Consider the following 14,579-nt stretch of genomic DNA (forward strand, 5'->3'; position numbering starts at 1 on the left):
GCACCAGCCTTGCCTGCGCCGTCTCGCGCGCGGCCACCTCCTCGCGCACGCGGTCCTCCAGYGTCTCGGCGAGTTCGCGCAGCCGGGCGTCGTTCTCCCGGAGCACCGCCTCGGCCTCCTTGGCGGCGGTGACGTCGCGCGCGACCGCCAGCAGGCGCGGCGCCTCGCCGTTCGCGCCGGGCAGCGAGGAGAAGCTCACGTCCCGCCAGCGCGGCGCGCCCTTGGCGGTCGGCCCGAAGGCGGTGAAGCGCGCCGGCCGGCCCGCCCGCGCCTCGGCCATGGCCGCGCGCACCACCGGCACGGCCTCGGCGGGCCAGAGCACCTCCAGCGGCTGGCCCAGCACCGCCGAGAGATCGTCGATCTCCTTCTGGCAACGCCCGGGCTCGTTGAGGAAGGCGATCCGTCCCTCGGTGTCGATCACCGCGACGCAGTCGGTGGTCGCGCCGAGCACGCGGTGAGCGAAGGCCTCGCTCTCGCGCAGCCGCTCCTCGGCCAGGCGGCGTTCGGTGATGTCGAGCGTCACCCCAGCGATCGTCCCGGGTCCGCCGTCCGGTGCCTCGTGTGGACCGAGCAGGGTGGGCCGCCCGTGAGCGGACCGCCATCTCGTCGCGGCTTTGGCTCGCGCGTGCTGATTGGCACGGTGTGTGACCAGCTCAGGGGGACGGTGATCGCCCGTTGGCACGCGGCCGGGCTGGTGTGCGAACTCGTCGTGCCGCTCGCCCGGTCCTCATCGCGGGAAAGCATGGGTTGAGCACGTCCGTGCCGAACCCTCGCGGTTCTGGCACGCGACGACCCTCACAGCAGGACAGAGACCCCAAGGCACGGAGGAACTGAAGCGCCTCGGGATTCGGGGCACCGGTCCCTAGGAGGTCGCCTGTTCGAGGGCGTTCGCCTCGCGGGCGAGTTCGGGCATCAGGATGAGGTCAGATGCCATGCAGACGGCAACGCTGACGATGCCGAGCAGCCCGGTTTCCGACAGGACGAGCGGCGCGCAGAGAAGGGACGTCAGGCTCATCATGGCCGCGCTGAATGTCTTGCCCAGGTAGAAGCGGTGCAGGCCGCAGAAGCCCCCGACAAGCCAGAGGGCGTAGGCGCGTCGAACCGAGCGCGGCGCGCGGTCTCCCGTGGCGCTCGCGGGAAGAGGCTGAGGTTTCATGGCACAGTCCAGACACTTGGCAGACCCATCGAATGTCACAGGTGAGCCTGTGCACGGCGGAGAGAAAGTCGGCCACTGGAGCGGCGGCGTGATGCGGCTGCGGGCGGCGTAAAACCCGGCCAGTGCAGGCGGCCTACCTTGAAGGATCAGGGTGGGGCGCCGGGGGATGTTCGTGGTGGAGAGCTACGCGGCGGTCCGGCGGTTCGTATTCCTCGAGGGTCATAGTCGGCGGGAGGCGGCCCGGGTTTTCGGGTTGAGCCGGGACACGGTGGCCAAGATGTGCCGGTACTCGGCGCCGCCCGGGTATGTACGGACACGGCCGCCCGACAAGCCAAAGCTTGGGGCGCTGGTACCGGTGATCGAGGCGATCCTGGAGGCGGACCGGGCGGCGCCACCCAAGCAGCAGCACACGGCCAAGCGGATTTTCGAGCGGCTGCGCGACGAGCACGGCTATGGCGGCGGCTACACGGTGGTCAAGGATCACGTGCGACGGCAGCGGGCGCGTGGGCGGGAGGTGTTCGTGCCGCTGGCGCACCCGCCGGGTCACGCGCAGGTGGACTTCGGCGAGGCGGAGGCGGTGATCGGCGGGGTTCGGCAGAAGGTTCACTTCTTCTGCATGGACCTGCCGCAGTCGGACGNGGGGCGCTGGTACCGGTGATCGAGGCGATCCTGGAGGCGGACCGGGCGGCGCCACCCAAGCAGCAGCACACGGCCAAGCGGATTTTCGAGCGGCTGCGCGACGAGCACGGCTATGGCGGCGGCTACACGGTGGTCAAGGATCACGTGCGACGGCAGCGGGCGCGTGGGCGGGAGGTGTTCGTGCCGCTGGCGCACCCGCCGGGTCACGCGCAGGTGGACTTCGGCGAGGCGGAGGCGGTGATCGGCGGGGTTCGGCAGAAGGTTCACTTCTTCTGCATGGACCTGCCGCAGTCGGACGCCTGCTTCGTGAAGGCCTATCCGCGGGAGACGACCGAGGCCTTCTTGGAYGGGCACGTCTCCTCCTTCGCGTTCTTCGGCGGCGTGCCGCGATCGATCCTCTACGACAACCTCAAGCTGGCGGTGGCGCGGATYTGCGGSGACGGCAAGCGCGAGCGGACGCGAGCCTTTACCGGCCTGGTCAGCCACTACCTGTTCAGGGACCGGTTCGGCCGTCCCGGCAAGGGCAACGACAAGGGCAAGGTGGAGGGGCTGGTGAAGTTCGCCCGGGCCAACTTCCTGACCCCGGTGCCGATTGCACCTAGCCACGAGGCGCTCARCACCGTGCTGGCGGAGCGTTGCCGCCTGCGGCAGTCAGAGCGGGCGGGACGTCACGCCGAGACGATCGGTGCGCGCCTGGTGGCGGATCTGGCGGCGATGCAGCRCCTGCCGGACGTCGCGCTCGAGCCCTGCGAGGTGATCAGCGCCCGTGTGTCGTCCACCGCCCTGGTCCGCTACCGCGGCAACGACTACTCGGTGCCGACCGCCTACGGGTTCCAGGCGGTGCTGGTGAAGGGTTTCGTCGAGCAGGTGGTGATCCTGTGCGACGGGGTGCCGGTGGCCCGTCACGCCCGCTCCTATGGGCACGGCGAGTTCGTCTACGATCCCCTGCACTACCTGGCGCTGCTCGAGGCCAAGCCGGGCGCGCTGGACCAGGCGGCGGCGCTGCAGGGCTGGGCCTTGCCGCCGGTGTTCCAGCACCTGCGCCACCTGCTGGAGGCGCGGATGGGCAACCGTGGCAAGCGGGAGTTCATCCAGGTGCTGCGGCTGCTGGAGATYGCSWCCMRGGAGGTGGTGGCCGCCGCGGTRACCGACGCCRTCCACCTCGGCGCCATCGGCTATGACGCGGTCCGRCAGATCGTCCTGGCGCGGATCGAGCGGCGCCCGCCCAGGCTCGACCTGACCGCCTACCCCTGGCTGCCGGGCACCGAGGTGCGGATGACCCGCGCCGCGGACTACACCACGCTGCTGCAGGAGCGGGTGGCATGAGCGCGACCGATGGCATGCCGCATGGCACCAACCAGGGAACGCCGCAGATCCTGCTGGCCCACCACCTCAAGCAGCTCCGGCTGCCGACGGTGCTGCGCGAGTACGACAAGGTGGCCCGCGAATGTGCTCGCGACGGTGTCGACCACCCTCGCTACCTGCTGCGCCTCCTCGAGCTGGAGCTGATCGACCGCGAGCGGCGCCTGGTCGAGCGGCGCATCCGCCAGGCGCGGTTCCCGACAACCAAGAGCCTCGACAGCTTCGTGTTCACCGCCATTCCCAGCCTCAACAAGATGCTGGTCCTGGAGCTGGCGCGCTGCGAGTACATCCTGGGGCGCGAGAACATCATCGCGCTCGGCAACAGCGGCACCGGCAAGAGCCACGTCGCCCTGGGTCTTGGCCTGGCCGCCTGCCAGAGAGGGTTCAGCGTCGTGTTCACGACCGCGGCCCAGCTGGTGCACCAGCTGATGGAAGCGCGTGACGAGAAGCGCCTGCTGAGGCTGCAGCGGGAGTTGCAGGCGGCCAGGCTGCTGATCATCGACGAGCTCGGCTACGTGCCGCTGTCGCCGACCGGCGCCGAGCTGCTGTTCGAGGTTTTCAGTCAGCGCTACGAACACGGCTCCACCATCGTCACCTCGAACCTGCCGTTCGAGGAGTGGACCGCGGTGCTCGGCTCGGAACGTCTCACCGGCGCCCTGCTCGACCGGCTCACCCACCACGTCCACATCCTGGCGATGAACGGCGAGAGCTACCGCTTGGCCCAGTCCACTGCCCGGCAGCGCCACTCCACAAAGGCCGCGCCAGCTGAAGCCGTCGCAGGCGAGCAGATAGACCCGGATACCGGCGAGACCCTGCCTGTCTAACCGCCACAGAGACCAGCCGCAGACCTGATTGGCAACTGATCGAAAGCCAGTCAGCTCTGGTGCCGCCAAGCCGTCAGTGGCCTTGTTTTACTCCGCCGCGCTGGCCTGGTTTTGCTCCGCCGTTGACACGTGAGGCAGGACCTCGCCAAGCCCAGACCAGAGCGCCCGAAGAAGGGCCTCTTGCACGCCGTCGAGCCCGGCAGCGAGCTCACTCCGCGCTCCCACGCCGTTCACCGTCACGACGAACAGCGTTTTTCGATCGGGGGCGGCCGCGCCCTTTTCCTCGTCCATCGTCGGCATCACCTCACCGTTTGGTCTCTTGCCGGAGACTGCCAACCATTATCGCTCGGCAGATTTACGCGGGCGTCCACCCTTGGACCCATTTGTCCGTGCTGCAGCAGCCTTCGTCGGTGATGTCGTCCGCCCAGCATGACGGGCCATGTACGCTCTGGTGCCGAACAGCCCTGCCAGAAGACCCGGAAGGGAAAGATCGACATCCAAGACCTCCCAATGCAGGCCGGAGCCTGTCCCGAGAACCTCCACCTGCGCGAGCTGGTCCTCGGTCGCACTCTCCAGGCCCTGTCCCAGGCCCGGCGGGAAGGCAAAGATGCAACCGTTGCTCAGCTCCACGACAACCCGGCGAAGTTGCTGGTCGTAGCGCGCGGTCACAGCTCGTGGTTCAGCAATGCGAGCGGCCGCACCTCGGGTGAGAGCCTTGTCGATCTGAGCATCGGTCAACTCAGCCATGGATTTCCTCTCAGCGAGCCAGCAGGGCCACCTGCTGCGCAACCACGATCTCCATCGCGCGGCGCACCTCGCCGCGGCTCATACGATCGGCCCAGATCAAGTCCGGCAGACCGTTGGCCCCTAGCAGATTGATCTTGGCTTCACCGTCACCAAAGACGTGGACATGTGCCGGCTCGTGATCGTTGACGTAGATGACCACGCGCAGGCCGTGGGCACGCAGCACAGTGACCATGTATCGACATAACCTAACCAGATGGGTTTTTCAATTGAGAAGAGCGTGATGCCGTCCAGCTGCCGGAGCAGGGTCATGAGTCGGTCAAGCTCCAATCACCACTAGGAGGCGAGCACGCGCCTTTGCCGTGCGTCCCCGGTGCTGCGCGCCACGCCCTTTGCCACGGCGCTGACCTTCTGCCCCTCGATGAATTAGCTTGCTGCAGTCCACACAAGCCAAATGGGTAACATGAGGTTCTTGTCGGGCGCGTCGCCATTATCCTGGCGGGGGTGCCTCCCCTCCCCTGCTCCCTCGGCCGTGCTGGCGGTCCGGTAAGCACGTGGGTCAGATCGATCCCCAGACCGCCCCCACCGAGGCCCTGGCGGGTCTGGTGGAGCGGGTGACCTACCACAACGCCGAGAACGGCTTCTGCGTGCTGCGGGTGAAGGCGCGCGGGCACAAGGACCTCGTCACCGTGGTGGGGCACGCGGCCAGCATCGCCGCCGGCGAGTGGGTGCAGCTCTCCGGCACCTGGACCAACGACCGCGCCTTCGGGGACGCCGTGTTCGACCTCATCGAGGCCGAGCCGGCGCGGCTGCGCGAGGTCACGGGCATCGGCCCCAAGCGGGCGTCGCGGATCGTCGCCGGCTGGGCCGAGCAGAAGGTCATCCGCGAGATCATGCTCTTCCTGCACGCCCACGGGGTCGGCACCTCGCGGGCCGTGCGCATCCACAAGACCTACGGCGCCGACGCGGTGCGGGTGATCACCGAGAACCCCTACCGGCTCGCCCGCGACATCCGCGGCATCGGCTTTCGCACCGCCGACCTCGTGGCCCTGCGCCTCGGCATCGAGCCCACGGCCATGATCCGGGTGCGCGCCGGCATCTCCTTCGCGCTCGCCGAGGCCACGGGCGAGGGGCATTGCGGCTTGCCGCTCGCCGAGCTCACCGCCCAGCCCGCGGCCCTCATCGAGGTGCCCCCGCCCGTGCCCGGGTCAGCGCACCTTTATCGATCAGGTCGGCAACCATCTGAGCGTCCTCGGACGGCAGCCACCCGAGTGGGTGACCGTTGAGCGTGCGGACCTCAGCCCGGCTATGTCCGTCAGGCTGTAGGTCCAGCCGGGCACCGACGCGTATCGAGGCAAAGAACATGGGACCGCGAACGGTGTTGCCCAAGTAAAGCAAAAAGGGCTGCGTCGATCATGTTGGCACCTGCCATGCTGAGTCTCCCCTTCCCTCGGTCTGAGCCAACGGCAGGAGACCTACAGAGATCTTCCCATGGTCATCCCGTCGCCGCGCCCGTTAGGCCGGGTCACAGGCGGGTAGTACTGCGGCGCCTCGGCACGGTCGAACATGCCGTAGTCCCGTTCTACCTCACAGGCTCTCGCCGTTGCACCGCCCCTGCACAGGACGTCGATGAGGTCGGATGCTGCCGCCTCGTTGGAGACGTCGAACAGCCAGAGGCGCTCCCCTTCACGATTGATGCTCTCGAAGGTGTCGGTTGGTGTGGCAGCACCTAGCGGGATCTCGCCGGCGGCCGTGGCGACAACCATGAAGCGTGCAGGGTGAGCGGCAGGGTCGCGGTAGGTGCTGCGGGGCGCAGTTGGCTGAGCGGCGTCACCTGGGATTGCAGCGCGCGACACGTGGGCGACACGCAGGCGGTAGTCCTCGAACACATCCTGCCGACCCTTCGATTGTGCCCCGCTGTGCACTCCGTTCGTTCGCCAAGCCGCGAGTGCCGCCTCATCTCGCCAAAGCGAATGCGACAGCAGCGTGCCCGGGTGGATGAGGCTACGGTAGCGTTCAATGAAGAGCAGTCCTTCCTGCTCGGCCAACAGCGGCCGCAGCGCGGCGGCGATGCTTAGATAGCGATCCCAGCCGCCATCCTCTCTCGGGCGAACCTCGAAAAACAGTGCGAGCATCCCGCTCCTCCCCGTGCCTTTGAACGAACCCGTCGCATTTGGGACGGCAACACGCCGTGCCGGAATAGTGGGAGCAGGAAGTGGCCGGCCTCCAGGCGGCTCAGATTTGGGCAGGTTGAGAGCGGACCTTCAATGGGCCGGGTGCGTCACGGTGTCGATCGCACGAGGGCGCAAGTTCCCCGACACCGCGCGGCCACTCAGCGCCCCTCTGCTACCGGCCGAGGCTCATGAAGCCCAGCACCTCACGACCGAGCTGCTCGTCAGGTGTGTTGAAGGCCGCAACTTCCGAAAGGTGATTGTGCCCTATCAGGCGCAGGAACCGGGGGCAGGCGCTGTCGCGTTCGCAAAGGGCGAACAGCAACTCGGCGCCGCGCACATCCAGGCCGGGATTGTCGTACTCGGTGACCACCAGGAACACTGGCACCTTGGCGCCGTCCCGGATGTGGGTGATTGGAGAGCGATTTGGGTACTGTGCCGGATCGTCTCCGAAATAGGCCTGCATGTTGCGGCCGTTCGGGTCTGCCGGATCGTAGTCGAGGCGATAGCGCCCGCTGATTAGCACGGCGCCAGCGACACCGGGCCCGTCCGCGGGCTGCAGAGCCCGGTCGAAGATATAGCTCGCGACGTGGGTCGCACCGGCGGAGTGCCCCATCAGGAAGATGCGGTTGGGGTCGGCGCCGAGGCGCACTGCGTTCTCGCGCGCCCAGGCTACCATCGCGCGAACGTCCTGCACGGCACCAGGCCAAGGCGAGGCCGGCGCGAGCCGGTAAGTCGCGTTTAGGGTCACGATCCCCTGACGCGCGAACCACCAGCCGATATTGGCGTAAACCTCACCGTAGGCATTCTTATCCCCCGTCACGTAGGCGCCGCCATGGACATAGATCAGGATGGGAGCGTCTTGCCGCGATGCAGGTTGATAGACGTCCAACACCTGTTTCGGGTCTGGGCCGTAGTGTTGGTCGGCGGTCACGCTGACACCGTCCCTGGGGGCTGACCTCAGGACGGACTGGAAGGCGGCCAGCGTGGCGGGGATGTGGGTTCCGATATCGCGCTGGAACACCGGACCAATCCGAGCAAGCGTTTCCTGCAGGTCAGGTGGCAGCCGGTCCACCTGCGCCATAGCCGGCTTGGTAATCAGCAGGGCCATCAGGGCGCCCGTCAGCAGCGCTCCCATCCTGACGCGCAGATTACTCATGGCTGTTTCCTCGTTGTTACGTCGAAGACAACCATCCAGTCACCACGATGGAAAGAGGCTTACAACGCCGAGATCTACCGGCTCGCCATGATGGCCTCGATCCCAACCTGCGCGTCACGGCACCCTCAGTGCCGGCTCCGCCGGCGAGATGCACGGCATGGCCGGAAGGGCTGGCCCGCTTGTTCCAACGTTGTGCCGGAGGCAGTCTGTCGGCACAGCCCTGGCTGGGGGCAGTTAGAGGGGGCCGAGGTGACGGACCGTAGAACTCTACTGAAGGCGACCCTCGGAGCCACTGCGGTTACGAGGGTGGGGCAGATTTCTGCGCCAGCCCTGGCGCAGGGTAGCCCGGCGCGCACGCTGCGCTTCGTGCCGCAAGGCAATCTCGCGAGCATGGACCCGATCTGGGGTACTTCGGTCCTGTCCCGCAACGCCGGGCTGATGGTCTACGATACGCTCTTCGGCATCGGTTCCGATTTCAAGGTCCAGCCGCAGATGGCCGCGGCCCACGAGGTATCCGCGGACGGGCTGACCCACACCATCACGCTGCGTCCAGGCCTGCGCTTCCATGATGGCGAGCCAGTTCGCACCCGCGACTGTGTCGCCTCAATCCGCCGCTGGTCGAAGCGGGACGTGCTTGGCCAGCGCTTGGATGCCCTACTTGATGAGATGGCGACCGTCTCAGACGAGCGCTTCACCATCCGTATCAAGCGGCCCTGGAGCGGGCTCACCTGGGCCTTGGGGAAAGCGGGAGCGAACATCTGCGCCATCATGCCGGAGCGTATCGCGCAGACCGATCCTTTCACCCAGATCGCGGATTTCACAGGCAGCGGCCCTTTTCGGTTCCTGCGCGACGAGTGGGTAGCGGGCAGCCTGGCCGTCTTCGAGCGCAATGCGGCTTACCAGCCCCGCCAGGAGGCGCCAGATCTACTCGCCGGCGGAAAGCAGGTGCATTTCGACAGAGTCAACTGGCGCATCATGCCGGATGCGGCCACGGCCGCCGCCGCGCTCCGAAACAACGAGGCCGACTGGTGGGAGACCCCCCTACCCGACCTGCTGCCGATCCTCCGTCGTAACCGGCAGATTGCCTTGGAGACCATCAACACCTTCGGCTCCTTCGGCGTGTTGCGGTTCAACCACCTGCATCCACCCTTCGACAATCCGGCGGTTCGGCGTGCTCTGTTCCCAGCGGTGGATCAGGAAGCATTCATGCAGGCAGCGATGGGCACCGAACCCGATCTGTACCGCATCCCCTCCGGCGCCTTCACTCCCGGTACGCCCTTGGCAAATGACGCTGGCCTTGAGGTGCTGACAGCGCCCCGCAACATTGAGAAAGCGAAGCGGCTGCTGCGCGAGGCCGGCTACAAGAACGAGCGCGTCGTGCTGCTCTCGGCAACCGATCTCCCGAACCTGCAGGGCATGACGGAGGTTGCGGCGGATCTGATGCGCCGTGTCGGTTTCAATGTTGACTTGGCGTCGATGGACTGGGGTACCCAGATCCAGCGCCGCACCAATCGTGGTCCCGTGGAGCAGGGTGGCTTCAGCGCCTTCTGCACGACCTGGGAAGGGCTGGATACTTCAGTCCCAGGAAGCCACCAACCGCTTCGCGGAAACGGGGCCAACGCCTGGTCAGGCTGGCCGACTAGCCCCCGGCGGGAGGCCCTGCGCGACGAGTGGTTCGACGCGACGGACATCGAGACCGAGAAGCGGATCGCAGAGGAGCTGCAGCGCGCGGTGTGGGAGGAGGCGCCCTTCATCCCGCTGGGTCTCCAGCGCCCGCAGCAGGCCTACCGCCGCAGCATCACTGGAGTCCTCAAGGGTGGGCCGGCGCTGTTCTGGAACGTGCGACGCGCCTGACTTGCGGAAAAGTACCTCTTCAAACGAGGGCACCTGTTCGTCTGCTTTGAGGAGTGCGCGGCGCTCACCGAGCTGCCTACCGGCGTTGCTATTACTCAAAGCAGCCATCCCGCTCTTGGTCATGCTCGGCCAACCGAAGGAGATGGGGATGATGTTTTTGGAACGAGAAGCACCGGGGGAAGGCTGTTGCAATGACTGACGTGACCACAAGCGACCGAGTGAGGCTCCACGTCGAGGAAGTCGGCTCGGGAACACCGATCGTGTTCGTCCACGAGTTCGCCGGGGACCACCGGAGCTGGGAGCCGCAGCTGCGGCACTTTGGCCGCCGGTACCGCGCCATTACCTTTGCCGCACGGGGCTACCCGCCGTCCGACGTGCCGGCGGATCCAGCCTCCTACTCACAGGAGCGCGCGGCCGACGACATCGCAGCCGTGCTGGACGGCCTGTCCATTCCCAAGGCACACATTGTCGGGCTGTCGATGGGTGGTTTTGCGACGCTTCACTTCGGCTTCCGCCACCCTGGTCGGGCCTTTTCGCTCTGCATCGCCGGGTGCGGGTATGGTGCCGAGCCCGAGCAGCAGACGCGGTTCAAGGACGAAGCGGACACGGTCGCGGCCTCCATCCTGAATGGGGGAATGAAAACCTTTTCCGAGCGCTACGCCTACGGTCCGACACGGGTGCAGTTCGAGAACAAGGATCCCCGCGGCTTCCTCGAGTTCAAGCGGATGCTGGCGGAGCACGACGGCCGCGGCTCGGCGAACACGCAACTCGGTGTGCAGCGCGAACGGCCCTCGCTCTACGCGCTGGTTGAGCCGATGAAGGCCCTGACCGTTCCGACGCTGGTGGTGACCGGCGACGAGGACTGGCCGTGCCTGATGCCGGCCATTCTAATGAAGCGGAACATCCCCTCGGCCGCGCTCTCGGTGCTGCCGAACTCTGGCCATACGATCAATCTCGAGGAACCGGATGAGTTCAATCGCGTCGTCCTGAACTTCGTAACCCAGGTCGATGCTGGCCGCTGGCCTCAGCGGGACCCTCGCGCGACGAGCCAGTCCATCACGGGCATCAAGGACTGACGGTGACCTGATGTCAGCATTGGCTTAGGGATTGGTTCGAACGCGGCTTCACTCCAGCCGGATGTCGAGGCTGCGTACGAGGTCGGTTCGGCTCGCGACGTCCTCGGCGATGAAGGCCCGCATGGCTTCCGGCCCGCGGGCGTCCGGAATGACAGCCTGCGCCAGGAACAGCTCCTGCACGGCGGGGGACTTCAGCCCCTCTACAACGGCGGATGCAACGCGCCCGACCGCCTCCTCCGGCATCCTCGCGGGCCCAAGAAGGCCGAACCAGGTGGCGGCGTTCACCGGCAGGGAGCGCTCCGCCAGGGTTGGAACTTCCGGCAGCAAGGGCAAGCGCTGCGGCCCGCCCACCGCCAGGATCTTTACCTTCCCATCACGCGCCAGGGCCTCGGCCGGACCCGCGTTGAGGAAGGCAGCATCGACCTGCCCCGACACCAAGGCCGTACTGGCCGGCGCGCCGCCCGTGAAGGGAACGTGCAGCATCTGCAGCTTCGCCTGGCTGCTGAGCGCTTCCATTGCAAGGTGCGAGGTGCTCCCGATGCCCCAGGTGGCGTAGGTGAAGGCTCCCGGTTGCCCGCGCACTTTGGCCACGAACTCCTCCACGCCGTTCACCTCAAATCCAGGCCGCACGAGCAGCACGCAGGGGGCGTGTACGATAAGGCTGATTGGGCGGAAATCGGCGACGGCGTCGTAGGGCAGGCGCGGGTAGATCAGCGGATTGATGGCGTGCGTCTCAGCGTTTGCCAGGATCAGTGTGTGCCCGTCTGGCGACGCCCGGGCGACGGCCTGCGTGCCCACGGCTCCGTTCGCCCCGGCCCGGTTCTCGATGACTACGGGCTGGCCGAGTGTGGGTGCCATGACGGGGACCAGGGCGCGGATGACGATGTCGGCCGGTCCCCCTGGATTCCAGGGCACGACGATTCGGACCGGCTGGGTCGGGAAGGCTGCAAGGGCTGGCTTAGCCAGGGTGGCGGAGGCCGCAATGCCAAGCGTACCGCGCCGTGTCAGTCGGATGGTCATGGCCTTGTCCTTCCCTCGGAGCCCTGCATGTTTGAGCAACCCGTATCATTCGTTTGCGCGATGTGTAACGAACGATTTCGCCAAGCCGGCTCTCCACCCGGAACAGTTTGGATTGGGAGCGGGCACGATGGCCGTGTTCAGGTCAATCCGCCTGTGGCGGCTGATCGTGGTGCCCGCTACCCCGCTCGCCAAGGACGATGCTTGGTGGTTACCGTACATGCGCGTCCGCCAAAGGCGTAGATTTCTCCTCCGCGGGGTTCAGACGGCACGGATGAGAGTGGGACTAGGCTCACTACCGCGTCCCGGGTCCGACCCTGCGGGCAATCTCTTGCGCGATCTGCGCCTGGTTAGCCACGAAGGCCATGAACTCTTCGGGCGGCATTGCGACGCCTTCCAGGCCGAGATCGTCGAACTGCCGTCTCACCTCCGGATCGGCAACCGCGGCCCGCACGGCAGCGTGCAGCGTCCGCACGACATCGGGCCGCGCCCCCGCGGGAAGCCAGAGGCCGAACCAGTTGACGACCTCGAAGCCTGGCAGGCCGGCCTCCTCCATCGTGGGGGTGTCTGGCATTCCGGCCCAGCGCCGCCGCCCGGTGAGGGCGAGGGCACGCAGGCTGCCAGCGCGGACGTGCTGGAGCGCGATCTGCGTGCCGACGAAGAACATGTCCACGCGGCCCGCGAGGAGGTCCGTCGTGGCCTCCGCGACGCCGCGGTAGGGCACAGAGAGAATGTCTGTGCCCGTTATGGCTTTCATCACCTCGGCCGGGATGTGGCTGGCCGTGCCGTTGCCGGCGTTGGCGTTGGCGTTGGCGTTGGCGTTGGCGTTGGCGTTGGCGTTGGCGTTGGCGTTGGCGTAGGTGAGCTTGCCCGGGCTGGCCTTGGCCAGCGCCACCAGCTCGGCAACGCTCGTTGCCGGCACGCTCGGGTGCACCACCAGCGCCTGCCCGAAGTTCTGTGCGGCGAGCGTGACATGCGTGAAGTCACGCACGGGGTCGTAGGTGACGTTGTCATTGAAGGGCGGAATGTTCGTGTGGGACGCGGTGGTGAAGAGCCAGGTAAGTCCGTCGGGCGGCTGGCGGGCGACGTAGGCGGTGCCGACCAGGCCGCCGCCACCCGCGCGGTTCTCCAGCACCACCGGCTGGCCGAGGGTGGCCGTCAGCCTCGGCGCGATGGCACGAAGGATGAGGTCGGGCGGCCCGCCGGGGGTGGAGGGCACAATGACCCGGATGGGCTTCGCCGGGAACTCAGCAGCGGTCTGCGCGCGCGCCGGGCCGAGGGCCAGATCCAGACCGGCCGCGCCGAGGATCAGGTGCCGCCGGGTCGCACGGGTCATGCTCGCCTCCCTCAGCCAGGGTTCACGACGGCAACCGCCTCGCCGGTGCGAGCGGAGGACAGGATCGCCTCCAGCAGCGCCGCGTTATGAACGGCATCGCCGCCCGGCATGACCAGGGGTTGCCGCGCCATGGCCTGCCGCGCGAAGTGCTCCAGCTCCGCCCTCTCGGTGCCCCTCTTCTCGAAGGTGATCACCTCCGGCTGCCGCTTGGCGGTGATGTCCGACCGGTCGATGCGGCAGAGCCGTAGGTCCCAGGTCGTCAGGTGCTCGACGTCGCCGACCTCCGCCCATCCCTCACTGCCGAAGACCTGCAGGCGCCAGGTCTCCGCGGTGGCGATGACCGTGCCGAGATAGCCCGTCGCGCCGCCAGCGAAGCGGAACAGCATCGAGGTCGTGTCATCCATGCCGAAGCTCTGCGCGAGGCGGAAGCTCTGCGCCGTGACCCGCTCCACGGGACCGGCGAGGTAGAGCATCGCGTCTACCACGTGCACGCCGCGCCCGGTCATACCGCCGGCGGGGGATTCATCGCGATCCTGCCGCCAGTGACCCTCCGGGAAGCGGTAAACGCTCGGGCCGCAGAAATTGCCCTCCATGTGCAGCACGCGCCCGAGCGTACCGTCGTCGATCAGGCGTCGGATGGCCTGCAGCGCCGGCTGGAAGCGCCAGTTGTAGCCGACGCCGAGCGTCACGCCCGCTTGCGCGCACGCTTGCGCGGCGCGCTGCGCGCTCGCCGCGTCCACGCCGAGCGGCTTCTCGCTGAAGACGTGCTTGACAAGCCCCCACGAGGTGCGCCGGGTCGGATGTTAATGGCGCATGGGCAGGAGCTGGGCTGAGGCGTGGGCGGTTTGGCCGTGTGGTGGCCTGCCGAGGTGCGTTAGGACGACCTCTGGCGCGGGCGGGCGGTAGTGCAGCGAGGAGTGCGGGCGAACGGTGTTGTAGTGGYGGCGCCATTGCTCGATCAGGACCTTGGCCTCGGCGAGTGTGTTGAACACCTCGGCGTTCAGCAGTTCGTCGCGCAGCTTGCCGTTAAAGCTCTCCACGTAGCCGTTCTCCCAGGGGCTGCCCGGCTCGATGAACGCCGTCCTCGCGCCGACGCCGGTGATCCAGCCCTTCACGGCCGTGGCGGCGAACTCGGGCCCGTTGTCCGAACGAACATGACCCGGCACGCCGCGCAGGATGAACAGGTCCGACAGCACGTCGATGACGTCAGCGGCCCTGAGTTGTCGGCCCACCCGGATGGC

The 14,579-nt window shown here is 67.4% G+C and carries 14 protein-coding genes and 3 pseudogenes; 6 read left to right on the forward strand and 11 right to left on the reverse strand.

Annotation, left to right across the window (positions count from 1 at the left end):
- Positions 1-523, reverse strand: a 523-nt coding sequence (locus EAH89_RS29465) for a PAS domain-containing protein (protein ID WP_161993843.1), incomplete at its 3' end; no start/stop codon positions are given.
- Positions 524-862: 339 nt separating this feature from the next.
- Complete coding sequence (locus tag EAH89_RS29470; protein ID WP_140887494.1) at positions 863-1,156, reverse strand: TM2 domain-containing protein; 294 nt, start codon at positions 1,154-1,156, stop codon at positions 863-865.
- Between the two features lie 166 nt (positions 1,157-1,322).
- On the opposite strand from EAH89_RS29470, the pseudogene EAH89_RS33670 reads away from it, so the two are divergent.
- The 3 genes and pseudogenes from EAH89_RS33670 to istB form a co-directional block, all read left to right on the forward strand.
- Positions 1,323-1,552, forward strand: a pseudogene (locus tag EAH89_RS33670) (IS21 family transposase); the annotation flags it as partial.
- A gap of 243 nt (positions 1,553-1,795) precedes the next feature.
- Positions 1,796-3,121: pseudogene (gene istA, locus EAH89_RS29480) on the forward strand (IS21 family transposase); the annotation flags it as partial.
- Entirely contained in the window at positions 3,118-3,981 is an 864-nt protein-coding gene (istB, locus tag EAH89_RS29485; RefSeq protein ID WP_140887497.1) for an IS21-like element helper ATPase IstB, read from the forward strand. The pseudogene istA and the gene istB, both read left to right, overlap by 4 nt.
- Positions 3,982-4,068: 87 nt before the next feature.
- Here istB and EAH89_RS29490 read toward each other — a convergent pair whose 3' ends face one another.
- Genes EAH89_RS29490 through EAH89_RS29500 form a run of 3 tightly spaced genes read right to left on the reverse strand, consistent with a single transcriptional unit; the run spans position 4,069 to position 4,960 of the window.
- Positions 4,069-4,281, reverse strand: coding sequence for a hypothetical protein (locus EAH89_RS29490; RefSeq protein WP_140887500.1), 213 nt, complete (start codon positions 4,279-4,281; stop codon positions 4,069-4,071).
- Positions 4,282-4,320: 39 nt separating this feature from the next.
- Positions 4,321-4,728, reverse strand: coding sequence for a DUF2442 domain-containing protein (locus tag EAH89_RS29495; protein ID WP_140887502.1), 408 nt, complete (start codon positions 4,726-4,728; stop codon positions 4,321-4,323).
- 10 nt (positions 4,729-4,738) lie between these two features.
- On the reverse strand, positions 4,739-4,960 hold the full coding sequence (locus tag EAH89_RS29500; RefSeq protein WP_140887505.1) for a DUF4160 domain-containing protein: 222 nt from the start codon (positions 4,958-4,960) through the stop codon (positions 4,739-4,741).
- Positions 4,961-5,279: 319 nt separating this feature from the next.
- Here EAH89_RS29500 and EAH89_RS29505 point away from each other — a divergent pair.
- Positions 5,280-5,927 (forward strand): annotated as a pseudogene (locus EAH89_RS29505) (helix-hairpin-helix domain-containing protein); the annotation flags it as partial.
- Between the two features lie 273 nt (positions 5,928-6,200).
- Here the strand turns inward: EAH89_RS29505 and EAH89_RS29510 are convergent.
- Together EAH89_RS29510 and EAH89_RS29515 are read right to left on the reverse strand one after the other, a co-directional pair.
- A complete protein-coding gene (locus EAH89_RS29510; RefSeq protein ID WP_140887508.1) occupies positions 6,201-6,860 on the reverse strand; it encodes an antibiotic biosynthesis monooxygenase family protein in 660 nt (219 codons plus the stop codon).
- 211 nt (positions 6,861-7,071) lie between these two features.
- Positions 7,072-8,055, reverse strand: a complete 984-nt coding sequence (locus tag EAH89_RS29515; protein ID WP_140887511.1) for an alpha/beta hydrolase — start codon at positions 8,053-8,055, stop codon at positions 7,072-7,074.
- A 249-nt stretch (positions 8,056-8,304) separates the two neighbouring features.
- Between EAH89_RS29515 and EAH89_RS29520 the strand changes: the two genes are divergently transcribed.
- The gene (locus EAH89_RS29520; RefSeq protein WP_408906337.1) at positions 8,305-9,909 is read left to right on the forward strand and encodes an ABC transporter substrate-binding protein; all 1,605 of its coding nucleotides are present in this window, start codon (positions 8,305-8,307) and stop codon (positions 9,907-9,909) included.
- A 191-nt stretch (positions 9,910-10,100) separates the two neighbouring features.
- A complete protein-coding gene (locus EAH89_RS29525) occupies positions 10,101-10,985 on the forward strand; it encodes an alpha/beta fold hydrolase (protein ID WP_140887513.1) in 885 nt (294 codons plus the stop codon).
- A 48-nt stretch (positions 10,986-11,033) separates the two neighbouring features.
- On the opposite strand, the gene EAH89_RS29530 is transcribed toward EAH89_RS29525, so the two are convergent.
- From EAH89_RS29530 to EAH89_RS29545, 4 genes are all read right to left on the reverse strand, one after another.
- On the reverse strand, positions 11,034-12,005 hold the full coding sequence (locus tag EAH89_RS29530; protein WP_140887516.1) for a Bug family tripartite tricarboxylate transporter substrate binding protein: 972 nt from the start codon (positions 12,003-12,005) through the stop codon (positions 11,034-11,036).
- 292 nt (positions 12,006-12,297) lie between these two features.
- On the reverse strand, positions 12,298-13,338 hold the full coding sequence (locus EAH89_RS29535) for a Bug family tripartite tricarboxylate transporter substrate binding protein (protein WP_140887519.1): 1,041 nt from the start codon (positions 13,336-13,338) through the stop codon (positions 12,298-12,300).
- A gap of 11 nt (positions 13,339-13,349) precedes the next feature.
- Positions 13,350-14,078: a Gfo/Idh/MocA family protein gene (locus EAH89_RS29540; protein WP_140887521.1), complete on the reverse strand. Its 729-nt coding sequence runs from the start codon at positions 14,076-14,078 to the stop codon at positions 13,350-13,352.
- Between the two features lie 63 nt (positions 14,079-14,141).
- A partial coding sequence (locus tag EAH89_RS29545; RefSeq protein ID WP_241667266.1) for an integrase core domain-containing protein occupies positions 14,142-14,579 on the reverse strand: 438 nt, incomplete at its 5' end.

Origin of the sequence: Muricoccus nepalensis, assembly GCF_006438825.1 — a bacterium.
Taxonomy (GTDB): domain Bacteria; phylum Pseudomonadota; class Alphaproteobacteria; order Acetobacterales; family Acetobacteraceae; genus Roseomonas; species Roseomonas nepalensis.

Bases quoted from the DNA above. Each gene is read 5' to 3' on its own strand.
- EAH89_RS29470 (WP_140887494.1), bottom strand. From the start codon at position 1,156: ATGAAACCTCAGCCTCTTCCCGCGAGCGCCACGGGAGACCGCGCGCCG.
- istB (WP_140887497.1), top strand. From the start codon at position 3,118: ATGAGCGCGACCGATGGCATGCCGCATGGCACCAACCAGGGAACGCCG.
- EAH89_RS29490 (WP_140887500.1), bottom strand. From the start codon at position 4,281: ATGCCGACGATGGACGAGGAAAAGGGCGCGGCCGCCCCCGATCGAAAA.
- EAH89_RS29495 (WP_140887502.1), bottom strand. From the start codon at position 4,728: ATGGCTGAGTTGACCGATGCTCAGATCGACAAGGCTCTCACCCGAGGT.
- EAH89_RS29500 (WP_140887505.1), bottom strand. From the start codon at position 4,960: ATGGTCACTGTGCTGCGTGCCCACGGCCTGCGCGTGGTCATCTACGTC.
- EAH89_RS29510 (WP_140887508.1), bottom strand. From the start codon at position 6,860: ATGCTCGCACTGTTTTTCGAGGTTCGCCCGAGAGAGGATGGCGGCTGG.
- EAH89_RS29515 (WP_140887511.1), bottom strand. From the start codon at position 8,055: ATGAGTAATCTGCGCGTCAGGATGGGAGCGCTGCTGACGGGCGCCCTG.
- EAH89_RS29525 (WP_140887513.1), top strand. From the start codon at position 10,101: ATGACTGACGTGACCACAAGCGACCGAGTGAGGCTCCACGTCGAGGAA.
- EAH89_RS29530 (WP_140887516.1), bottom strand. From the start codon at position 12,005: ATGACCATCCGACTGACACGGCGCGGTACGCTTGGCATTGCGGCCTCC.
- EAH89_RS29535 (WP_140887519.1), bottom strand. From the start codon at position 13,338: ATGACCCGTGCGACCCGGCGGCACCTGATCCTCGGCGCGGCCGGTCTG.